We start from the raw sequence: 15,721 nt of genomic DNA on the forward strand, positions 1-15,721 counted from the left end.
CGCGCGGATCAGGCGCCGGACGACCTGGCCTGCCCCTTTTCCGGCTCCCGCGTGGACACCGGGTCCCAGCCGCCCGAATGCTTGGTCGTGGTGCGCGGCGACCGCGACCGGTACACGATGTACGGACGGTTGAGGTACCCCACCGGGGCGCTGAGCGCGTGGATCAGACGCGTGAACGGCCACACCGCGAACAACAGGAACCCGGCGATGACGTGCAGCTTGAACGACAACGGCACGTCGACCATCAGCTCCGGCTGGGGATTGAACAGGAACAGGCTGCGCAACCATGGGGAAATGGTCTCGCGGTAGTCGTAGCCGTGGGAGTCCGTCATCACCTGGTTGAGCACCGTCGCGATGGTGCCCAGGGCGATGGGCAACGCCAACATGAAATACATGAACTTGTCGTTCGGGGTCGTCGCTCGGAACACCGACGTGTCGGTGCGGCGGCGCCACAGCAGTCCGATCAGGCCGAGGATGGTCACGATCGCCGCGGTCATGCCGCCGATCGTCGCCAACCAGTGGTACGCGGTTTGCGGGATGCCCGCGGCCTCGGTCCACGATTTCGGGATGATCAGACCCATGAAGTGGCCGATCGCCACGAACAAAATGCCGTAGTGGAACATCGGCGACGCGTACTTCAGCAGCCGGTTGCCCAAGAACTGCGAGGACCGGGTGGTCCAGCGGTACTGGTCGACGCGGAAGCGCCAGATGGTGCCGACCAGGAAGATCGCGATGCACAACCACGGCAGGGCGATCCAGAGGATGTAGTCGAAGGTCGTCATGATCTCGTCTCCTGATTGCTGACGGGGAAGGGGAGTTCCAGGGTGCCGACCAGCTCGGCCGGCGGTCCCGCGGTGACCAGCTTGAGGTAGCGTTCGCGCGTCTCCTCGTCGAGCGGGGGCAGCGCGGTGACCAGGGCGTCGATGACGCCGGAGTAGGCGCTGCCACGGTCGGCGAGGGCGTGGCGCAGCACTTCGATGCCGTCGCGGTGGGTGGCCAGCACGTCGGCGGCGATGGCATCTCCGGTTTCGGGGCTGCCGGGTTCGCGGGCGGCGGCCTCGCACACGACGCACAGGTGGTCGGGCAGTTCGTCACGATCCTGCTCGAGGCCGACGGCGGCGAGCATTTCGCGGAAACTCAGCAGGGCGACGCCGCGTTGCCGGGTGTCGCCGGTGGCGTAGTAGGACAGGTAAAGGTTGCAGCGGCGCTTCTGGTCGAAGGTGGCCACGTAGTGCTCTTCCAGGGCTCGCTTGCCGACGGCACGTGCATGGGCGATGAAGCCGGCGAGCGGGTCGGACGCTTCGAGGGGGAGGTCTGGCAGAACCTGCGCGACCGCATCCCAGCGGGACTCTGCGTCGCCGCCGGGGTAGTCCAGCAGCGTGGCCGCCGCCATGAGCACGGTGCGCCGCTGGGCGTCGGTCATGGGCACGTGGGTCGGTTCGGCGACCTCAGTGGCGCGGGCCTGCTCCGCCGCGCGCCGCGCCGGGCGGCCCAGGAAATTCAACGCCATCGCCATCACCTCTTGGGGAACATGGAGTCGGGACGTTCGCCCGGGCTCCAGGAGGCCAGCGGCACGCGACCGGAACCGGCGGCGACGTCCTGCACGGGGACGCCGTGGAATTCGGCGGCGAGCGCTTCGGCGGACATGTTCGGGTCGTGCATGCCGGGGCCGCCGAAGTCGTCCAGGGAGCAGCCCATGGCGGCGATCCCCTCCGGGGTGGCGGCGGATTCGGAATGCGCGGTCGGGATGACGTAGCGCTCGTCATACTTTGCGATGGCCAGCAACCGGTACATGTCCTCGATGTCCTGCGGGGCCATGCCCACGGCCGCCGCGATTTCCGGGTCGGGTTCCCGGCCGACGCGCACGTCGCGCATGAACGACCGCATCGCGGCGAGCTTGCGCAGCACCTTCTCCACCACCGCGGTATCGCCGGCGGTGAACAGCTCCGCCAGGTATTCCAGCGGGATGCGCATCGTGGCGATGGCGGTGTACAGCATCCGGTGTTCCTCGCCGTCGGCTCCCGACGCGGTGACCGCGTCGACGACCGGGGACAGCGGCGGGATGTACCAGACCATCGGCAGCGTCCGGTACTCCGGGTGAATCGGCAACGCGACCTTGTACACGCTGATCAACTTCCAGATCGGCGACTCCTGCGCCGCCGTGATCCACGACTCCGGCACTCCGCCGGCCCGTGCGCCCGCGATGACCTCCGGGTCATTCGGGTCCAGCAGGATGGAACGCTGCGCCTCGTAGAGATCCTGATCATTTTCCGTCGCGGCCACTTCGCCGACCCGGTCGGCGTCGTAAAGCAACACACCAAGGTATCGGAGCCTGCCGACGCACGTCTCGGAACAGATCGTCGGCTCGCCGACCTCCAGGCGCGGATAGCACAGGGTGCACTTCTCGGCCTTGCCCGTGTGGTGGTTGAAGTACACCTTCTTGTACGGGCACCCGGAGACGCACATGCGCCAACCGCGGCACTTGTCCTGGTCGACCAGAACGATGCCATCCTCCGCGCGCTTGTACATCGCGCCCGACGGACACGACGCCACGCACGTCGGGTTGAGGCAGTGCTCGCAAATGCGCGGCAGATAGAACATGAAGGACTGCTCGATCTCGTGGCGGACCTTCTCGCCCATCTTCCGCAGCACCGGGTCGTCGTCCAGGATCTCCTGCGACCCGCCCAAATCGTCGTCCCAGTTCGACGACCACTCGATGGTGTCGATCGGCTTGCCGGACAACTGCGACACCGGCCGCGCCGTGGGCACGTGCTTCGAATCCTTCGGAGCCGACAGCAACTTGTCGTACTCGTAGGTCCACGGCTCGTAGTAGTCCGTCATCTCCGGCATGTCCGGGTTGGAGAAGATCGTGGCCAGCTTCTTCAGCCGCCCGCCGGCGCGGGGCACCACCTTACCGTTGGCTTTGCGGACCCACCCGCCCTTCCACTTCTCCTGGTCCTCCCACTGCTTGGGGTAACCGACGCCGGGACGCGTCTCGACGTTGTTGAACCAGACGTACTCGGTGCCCTCGCGGTTCGTCCACGTCTGCTTGCACGTGACCGAACAGGTGTGGCAGCCGATGCACTTGTCCAGGTTCATGACCATGGACAGCTGCGCCATGACCTTCATCAGAACTCAACCTCCTGGGAGCGGCGGCGGATCACGGTGACCTCGTCGCGCTGGTTGCCGGTCGGGCCGGTGTAGTTGAACGCGTAGGAATGCTGGGCATAGCCGCCGATGAGGTGGGACGGCTTGATCAGGATCCGCGTCAGCGAATTGTGGATGCCGCCGCGCTTGCCGGACGTTTCCGCCACCGGCACGCCGACGGTGCGTTCCTGGGCGTGGTGCATGTAGACCGTGCCCTCGGGGATGCGGTGGGAGACGACCGCGCGGGCGGCGATGACGCCGTTGCGGTTGTAGCCCTCGATCCATTCGTTGTCGGCGACGCCGATCTTTTCGGCGTCGGCGGGGGACATCCAGACGACCTGGCCGCCGCGCGACAGCGCCAGCATGTGCAGGTTGTCGAAGTATTGCGAGTGGATGGCCCACTTGTTGTGCGGCGTCAGGTACCGCACCGCCACTTCCGTCTGGCCCGCCCCGTTGACGCTGACCGTGCCGGGTGCGGCCTCGCCGTAGAGGTGGTGCAGGTCGAGCGGGGGACGGAACACCGGCAGGGCTTCGCCCATGTCGCGCATCCAGTCATGGTCCAGGTAGTAGTGCTGGCGGCCGGTGAGCGTGTGGAACGGCTTGAGCCGCTCGACGTTGATGACGAACGCCGAGTAGCGGCGGCCGCCGTGTTCCGAGCCGGACCATTCCGGCGAGGTGATCACCGGCACCGGGCGGGCGGAGACGTCCGCGAAGGTGATGCGCTTGCCGGCTTCCTCGGCCGACAGGTCGGCGAGTTCGACGCCGGTGCGCTTCTCCTGGTGCTTGAAGCCTTCCGTGGCCAGGCGGCCGTTGGTGGTGCCGGACAGGCGCAGGACCATTTCGGCGGCGCGGACGTCGGTGTCGATGCGAGGGCGGCCCTTGGCGGCGCCGCCGCGGGCGACGCCGTTGGTGTGCGCCAGTTCGCCGATTTCGCGGGTCGGGTCGAATGCGACGCCCTTGGTGGCCAGGCCGGCCTTCTCGGGCAGCGGACCGATGGCGTTGAACTTGTCGTACACGGCCGAGTAGTCGCGCTCCACCGGGATCAGCTTGGGCATGGTCACGCCCGGCACCTTCGGGGTTTCGGACCAGGGCTTGACGACGCCGTGAGGGGTCGCCATCTGGTCCGGCGAATCGTGGGACAGCGGTGCCGCGATGACGTCGGTTTGGGTGCCCAGATGCGTGCGCGCCATCTCCGAGAACCGCTTGGCCAGATCCTGGAAGACCTGGAAGTCGGAGCGGGCCTCCCACGGCGGGTCGATGGCCGCGTTGAAGGCGTGGACGTAGGGGTGCATGTCCGTCGAGGACAGGTCGTTCTTCTCGTACCAGGTCGCCGCGGGCAGGACGATGTCCGAGTGCAGCGTGGTGGACGTGTTGCGGAAGTCCGCGGTCCACATCAGGTCGACCTTGCCGACGGCGGCTTCGTCGCGCCAGACCATTTCCTTCGGGCGACGATCGGCGGGGACTTCCTTGCCTTGCACGGCGTTGTCGCAGCCGAGCATGTGGCGATAGAAGTACTCGGTGCCCTTGGCGGAGGAGCCCAGCAGGTTGGTGCGCCAGTTGGCGATGATGCGCGGGAAGTTCTCCGGGTTGCCGGGGTCTTCGATGGCGAACCGCAGGCGGCCCTCCTCGAGTTCCTTGATGATGTAGTCCTTCGGGGCCATCCCCGCGTCCGCGGCCTCCTGGCCCAGGGCCAGCGGGTTGCGGTCGAAGGTGGGGTAGGACGGCATCCAGCCGCGGCGCGTGGCCTCGACCAGGGTGTCCGCCGTGGTCTTGCCGGCGAAGGACCCTTCCTGCAGCGGTGAGCCGAGTCGCTCGGCGTCGGTGCCGTCGTAACGCCACTGTTCGGTGGTGGCGTACCAGAAGCCGGTGGAGATCATCTGGCGCGGCGGGCGCTGCCAGTCCAGCGCGAACGCGTACTGCGCCCAGCCGGTGATCGGTCGGACCTTCTCCTGGCCGACGTAGTGCGCCCAGCCGCCGCCGTTGACGCCCTGGCAGCCGGTCATGGTGGTCAGCGCCAGGAACGTCCGGTAGATCGTGTCCGAGTGGTAGTAGTGGTTCGTTCCGGCGCCCATGACGATCATGGACTTGCCCTCGGTTTCGACGGCGTTCCGGGCGAACTCGCGGCCGATGCGGATCGCCGCGTTGGCGGGCACGCCGGTGTGCTCCTCCTGCCACGCCGGGGTGCCCGGGGTGGAGGCGTCGTCGTAGTCGGCGGGCCACTCACCGGGCAGGCCCTCGCGGCCGACGGCGTAGCGGGCGAGCATCAGGTCGAACACGGTGGTCACCAGGTCGTCGCCGAGCTTGAACGCCGGCACGCCGCGAGACACCACACCCGCGCCGACGGGACCTTCCGGCGTCGACTCGCCGGGCAGGTCGAAGCGGGGCAGCAGAACCTCGACGGCTTCGGCCCCCTTCTTGCCCAGGGCGGTCATCGCCGGAGAGCAGTCGTCGAGGCGCAGATTCCACTTTCCTTCACCCGCCTCGCCCCAACGGTCCGCCATCGTTCCGCCGGGATCCTTGACCGTCCCGTCCTCGTCGAGGACCAGGGGGCGGAATTCCGCGTTGGCGGCGTCGTGAAGCGGATGATCGGCGGGCAGATCCGAGGCCGTGACGAACTTGCCCGGCACGTACGCCCCGTCGTGGGCGTTTAGCCGCACCAGGAACGGGGAGTCCGTGTAGCGCTTCATGTACTCCAGGAAGCGCGGCGTCTGCTGCTCGACGTGGAACTCCTTGAGTATGACGTGGCCCATCGCCAACGCCAGCGCACCGTCCGTGCCCGGGTGGACGCGCAGCCACTCGTCGGCGAACTTCGTGTTGTCCGCGTAGTCCGGCGACACCGCGACGACCTTCTGGCCGTGGTAGCGGGCCTCGGTCATGAAGTGCGCGTCGGGCGTGCGGGTCAGCGGGATGTTCGAGCCCCACATGATGAGGTAATCGGAGTTGAACCAGTCCGCCGACTCCGGGACGTCGGTCTGGTCGCCGAAGACCTGCGGAGAGGCCATCGGCAGGTCCGCGTACCAGTCGTAGAACGACAGCATCGCGCCGCCGATCAACTGGTAGAAGCGGGAACCGGCGCCGTAGGACAGCATCGACATCGCCGGGATGACCGTGAAGCCGGCCAGCCGGTCGGGGCCGAAGCGCTTGACCGTGTACACGTGCGCGGCCGCGACGATTTCCATCGCCTCGTCCCACGTCGTGCGCACCAGGCCGCCCTTGCCGCGCGCTTCCTTGTACGCCCGCGAGCGTTCCGGGTCCTCCACGATGTCGCGCCACGCCAGCACCGGGTCCTGCAGCCGGGCCTTCGCCTCCCGCCAGTAATCCAGCAGCGTGCTGCGGATGTAGGGGAAGCGGATGCGCGTCGGCGAGTACGTGTACCAGGAAAACGCCGCGCCGCGGGGGCAGCCGCGGGGCTCGTATTCCGGCATGTCCGAGCCGATCGTCGGGTAGTCGGTCTCCTGGGTTTCCCAGGTGATCACGCCGTCCTTGACGTACACCTTCCACGAGCACGAGCCCGTGCAGTTGACGCCGTGGGTGGAGCGGACGACCTTGTCATGGCTCCAGCGTTGGCGGTAGAAGCGGTCCGCATCGCGGCCGCCTTTGAGGAACATTTGGCGCGAGTCTTCGCTCACGGTGCCGCGGCGGAGTTGTCCGCCCAGCTTGAACAGGGGGTTGGATGAGCCGGATCCGGAGGCCGGGCGGCTGTCGGTGGTGGTCATCGAAGACTCCTAGTCGGGTGAGGGGCAGGAGCGGTGGGCGGGGTGGTCGTCTTTGTGCTTTGCGACGGTGGGGGCTGGCCCCGTCGGGCGTGGTGGGGCATGGCGGCGTCCTTCGGTCAGCCGGGGAACGGAGCGTTCGGGCGGGCGTAGTAGATCCAGGTCAGCGTCGTGGCGAAGGCGAAGAACACCGCGCAGCCGAGGAAGAAGACCTGCGGGTCGAGGGCGGAGAGCAGCATGCCGACGATGAACGGGCCGAAGGCCGCGATCGCGGCGGTCCAGCCGATGACGCCACCCGCCTGGCGGGGGTTGAGGATCATCGGCATCTGCTTGAACGTGCCGGCGTTGCCCAGGCCGGAGAAGAAGAAGACGGTCATCATGGCGGCGAAGAACCACCAGAACTGGTCGGGTTCGGTCGGCTTGACCAGGAAGGCGACCGCGACGGTGAAGACGGTCATGCCGACGCCGCAGATGAAGGTCCAGATCGCGCCGCCGTAGCGGTCGCACAGCGGGCCCCACAGGGCGCGGACGCCGGCGCCGATCATCGGGCCGAGGAACGCCAGTGCGGCGCCCTGCGGCAGCGTTTCGGGGTCGTAGCCCTGGGCGACGAAGTCGGAACTCCTGCCGAAGACGTTGTTGACCAGCAGCGCGTATTGGGCGGCGAAGCCGGAGAAGGCGCCGAAGGTCATGATGTAGATGATCGTGAGGATCCACGTGTTCTTGTTGCCGAAGATGTCCAGCTGCTGGCGGAAGTTCGCCTTGACGGGCACGTCCTTGAGCATGGTGAACGCGAGGATGGCGGCGAGGATGGTCCACGGCAGGAAGAACCAGGCGACGTTGTGGACCCACAGGTCGGATCGGTTGGCGGCGTCGCGTTGCGGGGCGACGAAGCCGATGCCCAGCAGGGTGAAGCCCATCAGCCAGGGGGCGATGAGCTGGATCAGGGACATGCCGAAGTTGCCGATGCCGGCCTGCAGTCCGAGCGCCGTGCCGGACATGCGCTTGGGGAAGAAATAGCCGGTCGACGGCATGTAACCCGAGAAGCAGCCGCCGCCGATGCCGGTCATCAGGGCCAGCACGACGAGCCACCAGTAGGGGGTCGACGGGTCGGTGACGGCGAAGCCCCAGCCGAGCATCGGCACCGCGAGCAGCAGCGAGGTGATGCCGACGAGCTTGCGGGTGCCCAGAACGGGCGGCAGGAACATGTAGATCAGGCGGATCGCGCCGCCGGAGAGTCCGGGCAGTGCCGCGAGCCAGTACAACTGGCTGGGCGACAGGTCGAAACCGATGTCGTTGAGTTTGGGGGCGATCGCCGAGACGAGGAACCAGACCGCGAAGGCCAGGATCATGGAGAAGGTGGTGATGCTCAGCGTTCGCCAGGCGATGCTTTTGTCCCAGGCTGCTTCATCTTCGGGGTTCCAGCCTTGGATCACTCGGCCGGAGGTGTCGATGGACATGCGGGCCTCAATTCCGTGTTGGCGGAGATAACCGGTGCGCACGATTGCCGGCCCTCCGGCGCTTCTGAGTTGATTGCACTCACAAATATCGTAACTTGGATGCGTAAATTCGTCCAGATCAAAAGCGCAGGTCATTGGGTTATTTTCGCAACATGCGTGTTGTCGAATTGAAGGGCATATGATCGAAACATGGCCGATAAGGACATTGAAAGAAACATGGCCGACATGTCCGATGGGGAGCCTTAAGGAACCATGAACGATAGGAACGTTGAAAGAATCATGGCCGGCAAGGACGTTGAAATGAACGAAATGCATTCCGCGCATTCGCAGAATTCGAATCGAACGGAGGGCGATGGTTCGCCCGCGTCGGGCGCGCACGGGAACTCGGGAAACGGGGCCGGTGCCGGTTCCGACGGGATCGTCGAAAAGCAGCTCGCGCCGATGGAGGGGGAGGTGCCGGGCGTGGTCATCACCGTCAGCGATCGTTGTGCCGCCGGTACTCGCCCCGACAAGTCCGGGCCGCGGGCCGTCGAGGCGCTCGCCGCGCATGGCGTCGTGTGCCCCGAGCCGGTCGTCGTGACCGATGACGTGCCGGAAATCCGCGCCGCCATCGAAACCGCCCTGAACGGGGGCGCCCGGCTCGTATTCACGACCGGCGGCACCGGCGTCACGCCCCGCGACAACACTCCGGAGGCGACCGAGCCGTTCGTGGCCACGCGGCTGCCGGGGCTGGAAACGCAGATCCTCAACCATGGGCTGACCAAGACGCCGTTGGCCGGCCTGTCGCGCGGCATCGTCGGCGTGACCGGGCGTGGCGGGGACGCGGCCGTGATCGTCAACGCGCCGGGCAGCTCCGGTGGCGTGCGCGACGCCATCGAGGTCATCGGCCCGCTGATGCCGCATCTGCTGGAGCAGCTCGGCGGCGGCGATCACTGAAGCGCCGCTTTGCGACGGGCCGCCGACGGGTTCAGCGGTGGCGGATGTCCGCACCGTCGGGGCCCGTTTCCTGGGGGTGGCGGCTTGCTGGACGAGTCGGCGGTGGAGCGATGACTCGGGCGTTATCGCCGTGTGAATCGCCCAAAACGACTCATTGACCGTTTCTGAATGCGCAGGTCAGGGGTCCGTAGAGTTCGGCGGGGTGAGTCGTTTTGGGCGATTTGGCCGTCGATGGTTAGCGGTGGGGCTGGTGTGGCGCATTGTCTGCCCATGGCGCGTCATCGTGGCCCGTCAGTCACGGGCCGACACGCAACCAACGCCCGTTCGGAACACGGCTAACGCACGGCCGGCACGCGGCCGAGGCGAGCGTCGGCGATCGGCTTTCGTCACAGTGGCGATTCGCGGCCATCCGGCGACATGCGCTCGAGTGCGATGACGTCGTCCGGGGTGTCGGCGTCGGTGGCCCACGCGGGCACGTCAACCGGGGTGAGGGGTAGGCCGCCGAGGAGCGCGCGCACGGATCGGTCGCGAACCCCGCCGGCGTTCTCTAGTCGGCGGATGGCGGCGCCCAGGGCATCGGAGTCGACGACGCATAGCAACCGTTGAATCCGGCCATCCGGCGTGACGGCCACCGCACCGACGGATGCGGCCGATGAGTCGGCGTCGCCCGTGAGTTTGGTGCGGGCGGAATCGGATGCGCCAACACCGGTGGACGTGGGTCCGCCGGAGTTGGACGCGGCGGCGACGAGATCGGGGAGAACCCTCGGAGCGAAGGGCGCGTCGCAGGCGAGGATGGCGACCAACGTGCCGGACGACAAAGGCCCGGCGTCGTAACCTGCGGCGATGCCGGCGGCGGGGCCACCGAAGGGAGGATCCTCGCGAACCAGGGTCACGCCGGTCGGGACGTCGGCGGGAACGGCGAGATCCGGCGGCCCCACGACGACGGCGGGCACGGACTGCGCGGCGAGTTCGCCGAGCACGTGGTCGATCATGCGGCGCCCCGCGACTACGACGTCCGGTTTCGACGCGCCGCCCATCCTTCGGCCGGTGCCGCCGGCCAACACGATGGCGAACGACGGCGGCAACTCGGCGGGCGCCCCGCGGTGGTCGTCGTAATGCATGGTCACGGTGCTATTCCGGGCGCACCCAGTCGCCGGACCGACCGCCGGACTTGGCCACGATGCGGCAGTTCTCCATCGCGGCGGACCGGTCGACGCCCTTGACCATGTCGACGATCGCCAGCGCGGCGACGGTCACGGCGGTCAGCGCCTCCATCTCCACGCCGGTGCGGTCGGCGGTGCGGACCGTGGCGGTGAGCAGAACCCGGTCGTCGCCCCATTCGACGTCGACGATGCAGCCGTGCACGCCGATGACGTGCGCCAACGGCAGCAGGTCGGGCACCTTTTTCGCGGCGGCGATGCCCGCGATGCGCGCCACTGCGGCGACGTCTCCCTTGGGGACGGTGCCGTCGCGCAGGGCCGCCATCACCGTCGGCGAGCACGTGACCTCGCCCTTCGCCGTCGCCGAGCGGACGGTCGGCTTCTTGGCGGTGACGTCGACCATGCGGGCCGAGCCGCGGGAGTCGAGGTGGGTGAAACCCATGGCTGGTTCGGTGGTTCGTTCGTCGGCGGCGCCGGCGGTGTTCGCAGTGTCGGTGGTGTCGGTGGTGGAGTCGTCGAGGGTGTCGCTCATGAGTGTCGGTCCTTTTCGGGGCGCAGCGCGGGGTCGAGGGGGATGGCGGCGAGGTGGTCGCCGGGGGAAAACACGTCGGGTGCGTCGGCGCCGGCTTCGGGCAGCACGAGCAGTGCGTTCGCGCCGTGCAGGCTGGCGATTAAGTGCGATCCGAGCCCGCGTTCATGGACCGGGCGGGCGCGGCCGTCGACGACGGTGACGGGCACGAAGCGCATCTTGCCGCGCCGCGCCCGGAATTCGGCGTCGGCGATGACCTCGATGGTTTCCATTCCGGGGATCGCGGGCGCGGCGAGGTTCGCGGTCGGCCGGTCGTTTCGCTTGACGACGGCCTCTCCCGCCTCTCGTCCGGCCAGCTTCGCCAGGAGGGGTCGCAGGTACAGGATGGCGGAGACGAAGACGCTGACGGGGTTGCCGGGCAGGCCGAGCAGGACCGCGTCACCGACGCGGCCGCATGCCTGCGGGCCGCCGGGTTGTTGGCGGAGCCGGTGGAACCCGATGTCGGCGCGGCCCTCGGCGGCCAGTGTTTTCACTGGATCGAATGCGCCGGCGGAGATGCCGCCGGAGGTCACCACGACGTCGGCGTCGGCGGCGGCGCGGGCCAGCGCGTCGGCCAGTTCATCGGCGGTGTCGCCGCTGGCCCGGACGACGGTGACGTCGGCTCCCCAGCCGCGGGCGAGGGTGGTCATCAGGATGGTGTTGGAATCGGGGATCTGGCCGGGACCGGGTGCTTCACCGGGGGCGACGAGTTCGGCGCCGGTGGCCACGACGGCCACCCGCGGGCGGGCGAAGACGCGCAACGTGCCGTGTCCGATGCTCGCCGCCGAGGCCAGCGCCGCGGCGGAGAGCACGTCTCCGGTGCGCAACACGACGTCTCCGACATCGACGTCTTCGCCGGCCGGTCGGATGTGGACGCCGGCTCGAACCCGTCCGGTGACGTCGGCGGTCAGGGTGACGGTCGTCGGGCAGGACCGCGGTCCGGGAGCGGAGTCGGTGTCCTCCACCGGGATGATGGCGTCGGCGCCGTCGGGGACGGGGGCGCCGGTCATGATTCGAGCCGCCGTCCCCTGTTCCAGCGGCCCCGGCCACGTGCCCGCCGGAACATCGGCGGAGACGGGGAGGGTGACGCCGACTCCGGACGCCATGTCGGCTGTGCGCACGGCGAACCCGTCCATGGCCGAGTTGGTGAATGGCGGGACGGGCAGTGTCGCGGCGACATCATCGGCCAGGATCAGTCCCGCGCAGTCCGCCAGCGGCAGGGTGGTCGGGGCGGGGGCGGGGACGTCGTCAAGCACGACGGCCAGGTACTGCTCGACGGTCAACGGCGTGGACGGGGAGCGTCCGGGGGCTGCATCGTCGCCGGTCACGGTGGGGTTCATCGCGGCATCATCGCCTTTCGGGCACCATGGTGGGGTGATTGAGATTGTAGGGGCGGGAGTTTCCGAGTCGCCGTTGGATCCGGCCGAGGCGTCGGCTGCGGTGGGTGACGATCGCGCTGGGGCGGTGGTGTCCTTCACGGGCGTGGTGCGCAATCACGACGGTGGCCGGGCGGTCGACCGGATCGAGTACAGCTGTCATCCGAAGGCCGGCGAGGTCATCGAGTCCATCGCGGCGAAGTGCGCGGAGGCGTTCGAGGGCCGCGGCGTGCACCGCCTGTGGGTGGGGCATCGCGTGGGCGAGCTCGCCGTCGGTGACGTCGCGTTCCTGGTCGCCGTTTCCGCATCGCACCGCGCCGAAGCGTTCGAGGCGTGCAGTTGGCTGGTCGAGGAGGTCAAGCGCGACATCCCCGTGTGGAAGCGCCAGGTCTTTCCCGATGGCAGTCACGAGTGGTCGAACAGCGCGTGACCGCGTCGGTTGCGGCGCTTTCTGCTTGACGACGACCGCCCGCACCCCGTTCGTCCTATCCGCCGGCGAAGGGCGGGAGGACGTCGATCTGGTCGGCGGTGGCGGGGCGGTCCAGGTCGCGGACCAGTTCGCCCGCGGCGAAGACGGCGGAACCGTCGACGATGCGGGCTAGCCGGTCGTTGCCTTCGGCCGAGCGGCGCAGCACATCCCGGTAGGTGTCGCCGTCGTGGACGGTGACGTCGATGCGCGGTTGTCCGGCGGCTTCGGCGGCGGAGGCGAAGAACGTCAGCACGGCCGTGCGAGCGGCAGTGGGCGCGGTGTGCCCCGTGGTCGTGGAAGGTTCGGTCATGGGGTGCTCCTCGGGTGGTGGTTCGGGTTTCTCGCCGCGGTGGCGGGCGTTATCCGCCGATGGCGGACATGCCGCGGTCGGGTTGCAGGAACGTCGGGTCGTCGATGCCGTGGCCGGGTGCCTTGGCGGCCATTTCGCCGGCCCACGCCGCAGCGATGTCGTCGTCGGTGGCGCCGTCGCGCATCAGGTCGCGCAAGGGGCGTTCGGTGCGGGAAAAGAGGCAATTGCGGATTGCCCCGTCGGACGTCAGCCGCGTGCGGTCGCAGGCGCCGCAGAACGGCTTGGTCACCGACGCGATTATGCCGACTTCGCCGCCGCGGTGGGCGGTGCCGGTGTGCTTGCCGACGCCCGCCGACACGTCCCACAGCGCCGCCGGGGCATCGCCGTGGGGCGTGGCAGACGGGGACAGGTCGAATTCGGTGCTGAGGTCGGAGAGGATCCGCTCGGCCGTGATCATCGAATCGCGCAGCCACTGGCCCTTGGGGCCCAGCGGCATTTCTTCGATGAACCGCAGCTGGTAGCCGCGCTCGAGGCAGAAATGCAGCAGTTCCACGGCCTGATCGTGGTTGCGGCCGGGCATGAGCACCGTGTTGATCTTGATCGGCGACAATCCCGACCGTTGGGCCGCTTCGAGTCCGCGCAGGACGTCGTCAAGCCTGTCCCGTCGCGCCAGCAGACCGTACGTGTCCGGTCTGATGGAGTCGAGGGAGACGTTGACCCGGTCGAGGCCCGCCGCGGCGAGACGGTCGGCCTGCCCGGCGAGCAGCACACCATTGGTGGTCAGCGCGGTCTCGGGGACGCGGCCCTCGTCGGTGCGCAGCTGCTTCGTCGCGGCGATGATGTCGACGAGCCCCGGACGCAGCAGCGGTTCGCCGCCGGTGAAACGGATCTCGCGGATGCCCAGGCGCTCGACGCCCAGGGTGATCAGACGGATGATCTCGTCGTCGGTGAGCAGATCGCGGCCGGGGATCCACTCCATGCCCTCGGCCGGCATGCAATAGGTGCAGCGCAGATTGCAGCGGTCGGTGACGCTGACGCGCAGGTCGCGGGCGACGCGGCCATGTGCGTCCACGAGCCGGGTCGCGGGGGCGGGCGGAGCGTCGGCGGCGGCGCCGCGGCCGGGGGTCGGCGCAGAGCGCGGAACGGCGCCCGACATGACGTCGGGGCCTCCGGACACATGCGCGTTCATGTGTCCGATGGTACGGATGGGCGCCGCATCCGACAATTGCGAGTCGCAAATCAGTATTTGGGTGGTGGTTCGGGTCGCTCCCGCCGGTGAAATGCGGTCACCGGCGATTATCGGGCGCCACCTGCGGCGGGTACGATCTCCGCCATGTCGGGAGACCATGACAAGGCAATGCGGGCGACCGCGGCGGAAGCGGGCGACGTCGTCAAGCGAAACGAGCCGACCCCGCCGCGTGCGCTGACGGCGCGCGCGGACCGCCCGCGGCGCATCGGCGTGATGGGCGGCACGTTCGACCCGATCCACAACGGCCACCTCGTCGCCGCCAGCGAAGTCGCCGACCGGTTCGACCTGGACAGCGTCATTTTCGTGCCCACCGGCGAGCCGTGGCAGAAGCGCGACCGGCGCGTGACGGACTCCGAGGACCGCTACCTGATGACGGTCATCGCCACCGCCTCCAACCCGCGGTTCACGGTGTCGCGCGTCGACATCGACCGCCCCGGCGCGACGTACACCATCGACACGCTCAACGACCTCGGCGCCCAGTTCCCCGGCGACGAACTTTTCTTCATCACCGGCGCCGACGCGCTGCAGAAGATCGTCACGTGGCGGGACTGGGAGAAGATGTTCGACGCCGCCACCTTCGTCGGCGTCAACCGTCCGGGGTTCCACCTCGACGAAGATGACCTGCCCGACGTCGACCGCGCCCGCCTGCACCTGGTCGACATCCCCGCCATGGCGATCTCGTCGACCGACTGCCGCACGCGCGCCGCGGAGGGCAGGCCGGTCTGGTATCTCGTACCCGACGGCGTGGTGCAGTACATTGCCAAAAGGGGCTTGTACCAGGATGTGCCCGCCGACCGGGCCGCCGACCGACGAGCCCGTGACCTCCCGCCCGCCGGCGGGGACGAAGACGAAAACTACGGGAGCTGAATTCCACTCGTGACCGCATCCACCGAGGCCGCCACCCTGGCCACCATCGCCGCCCGGGCCGCCGACCGCATGAAGGGCGAGGACATCGCCGTCATCGACGTGTCGGGGCCGCTGGTGATCACCGACGCGTTCGTCCTGGTCAGCGCCGACAACGAGCGTCTGGTTTCCGCGATCGTCGACGAGGTCGAGGATGACCTGCGCGACGCCGGCGTCAAGCCCGTGCGCCGCGAGGGCGTCCGCGAGGGCCGGTGGGCGCTGCTGGATTACGGCGTGCTCGTCGTCCACGTGTTCCGCGACGAGGAGCGCGATTTCTACGGCCTGGATCGCCTGTGGAAGGACTGCCCGCGCATCGAGGTCGAAGGCGTCGAGCAGACTCCGGTGACGGGTTCGGCGGATGCGTCGCACCATGCGCGGTCCATCGACGAGATTCCGCTGGCCGCGCCGGGGCCGGACGCCGACGAGCTGTAGG

14 protein-coding genes are annotated in these 15,721 nt (G+C 68.6%); 4 read left to right on the forward strand and 10 right to left on the reverse strand.

The annotated features are described in order from the left end of the window. Positions 1–8 precede the first annotated feature (8 nt). The 5 genes from narI to CFREN_RS03630 form a co-directional block, all read right to left on the reverse strand. Complete coding sequence (gene narI, locus CFREN_RS03610) at positions 9–782, reverse strand: respiratory nitrate reductase subunit gamma (RefSeq protein WP_070521201.1); 774 nt, start codon at positions 780–782, stop codon at positions 9–11. After that, positions 779–1,510, reverse strand: coding sequence for a nitrate reductase molybdenum cofactor assembly chaperone (gene narJ, locus CFREN_RS03615; protein ID WP_083291387.1), 732 nt, complete (start codon positions 1,508–1,510; stop codon positions 779–781). Before narJ ends, narI begins: the two co-directional genes overlap by 4 nt. Before the next feature lie 5 nt (positions 1,511–1,515). Then, positions 1,516–3,129: a nitrate reductase subunit beta gene (gene narH, locus CFREN_RS03620; RefSeq protein ID WP_070521198.1), complete on the reverse strand. Its 1,614-nt coding sequence runs from the start codon at positions 3,127–3,129 to the stop codon at positions 1,516–1,518. Further along, positions 3,129–6,863: a nitrate reductase subunit alpha gene (locus CFREN_RS03625; RefSeq protein WP_209653803.1), complete on the reverse strand. Its 3,735-nt coding sequence runs from the start codon at positions 6,861–6,863 to the stop codon at positions 3,129–3,131. The genes narH and CFREN_RS03625 overlap by 1 nt, the downstream gene beginning before the upstream one ends. Positions 6,864–6,979: 116 nt before the next feature. Next, entirely contained in the window at positions 6,980–8,317 is a 1,338-nt protein-coding gene (locus CFREN_RS03630) for a nitrate/nitrite transporter (RefSeq protein WP_209653801.1), read from the reverse strand. A gap of 300 nt (positions 8,318–8,617) precedes the next feature. Between CFREN_RS03630 and CFREN_RS03635 the strand changes: the two genes are divergently transcribed. Further along, on the forward strand, positions 8,618–9,253 hold the full coding sequence (locus CFREN_RS03635) for a MogA/MoaB family molybdenum cofactor biosynthesis protein (protein WP_317986460.1): 636 nt from the start codon (positions 8,618–8,620) through the stop codon (positions 9,251–9,253). Between the two features lie 386 nt (positions 9,254–9,639). Here CFREN_RS03635 and mobA read toward each other — a convergent pair whose 3' ends face one another. The 3 genes from mobA to CFREN_RS03650 form a co-directional block, all read right to left on the reverse strand. Beyond that, positions 9,640–10,374 carry a molybdenum cofactor guanylyltransferase gene (gene mobA, locus CFREN_RS03640; protein ID WP_244979828.1) on the reverse strand — a complete coding sequence of 245 codons (735 nt, stop codon included), beginning with the start codon at positions 10,372–10,374 and terminating at the stop codon, positions 9,640–9,642. A gap of 10 nt (positions 10,375–10,384) precedes the next feature. Further along, complete coding sequence (gene moaC / locus CFREN_RS03645) at positions 10,385–10,855, reverse strand: cyclic pyranopterin monophosphate synthase MoaC (RefSeq protein ID WP_209654769.1); 471 nt, start codon at positions 10,853–10,855, stop codon at positions 10,385–10,387. An 86-nt stretch (positions 10,856–10,941) separates the two neighbouring features. Further along, positions 10,942–12,321 (reverse strand): molybdopterin molybdotransferase MoeA, encoded by a 1,380-nt coding sequence (locus CFREN_RS03650; RefSeq protein WP_070521191.1) that lies wholly within the window; start codon positions 12,319–12,321, stop codon positions 10,942–10,944. A gap of 34 nt (positions 12,322–12,355) precedes the next feature. On the opposite strand from CFREN_RS03650, the gene CFREN_RS03655 reads away from it, so the two are divergent. Then, a complete protein-coding gene (locus CFREN_RS03655; RefSeq protein WP_317986461.1) occupies positions 12,356–12,787 on the forward strand; it encodes a molybdenum cofactor biosynthesis protein MoaE in 432 nt (143 codons plus the stop codon). 55 nt (positions 12,788–12,842) lie between these two features. Here CFREN_RS03655 and CFREN_RS03660 read toward each other — a convergent pair whose 3' ends face one another. Then, positions 12,843–13,136: a MoaD/ThiS family protein gene (locus CFREN_RS03660; RefSeq protein ID WP_209653797.1), complete on the reverse strand. Its 294-nt coding sequence runs from the start codon at positions 13,134–13,136 to the stop codon at positions 12,843–12,845. A 49-nt stretch (positions 13,137–13,185) separates the two neighbouring features. Next, positions 13,186–14,325, reverse strand: a complete 1,140-nt coding sequence (gene moaA / locus CFREN_RS03665; protein WP_244979555.1) for a GTP 3',8-cyclase MoaA — start codon at positions 14,323–14,325, stop codon at positions 13,186–13,188. Positions 14,326–14,598: 273 nt separating this feature from the next. Here moaA and nadD point away from each other — a divergent pair, with 273 nt between their 5' ends. Together nadD and rsfS are read left to right on the forward strand one after the other, a co-directional pair. Further along, on the forward strand, positions 14,599–15,252 hold the full coding sequence (nadD, locus tag CFREN_RS03670) for a nicotinate-nucleotide adenylyltransferase (RefSeq protein WP_244979826.1): 654 nt from the start codon (positions 14,599–14,601) through the stop codon (positions 15,250–15,252). Positions 15,253–15,261: 9 nt separating this feature from the next. After that, positions 15,262–15,720: a ribosome silencing factor gene (gene rsfS / locus CFREN_RS03675; RefSeq protein ID WP_070521185.1), complete on the forward strand. Its 459-nt coding sequence runs from the start codon at positions 15,262–15,264 to the stop codon at positions 15,718–15,720. Position 15,721: the final 1 nt, after the last annotated feature.

Origin of the sequence: Corynebacterium freneyi (genome assembly GCF_030408835.1) — a bacterium.
GTDB lineage: Bacteria > Actinomycetota > Actinomycetes > Mycobacteriales > Mycobacteriaceae > Corynebacterium > Corynebacterium freneyi.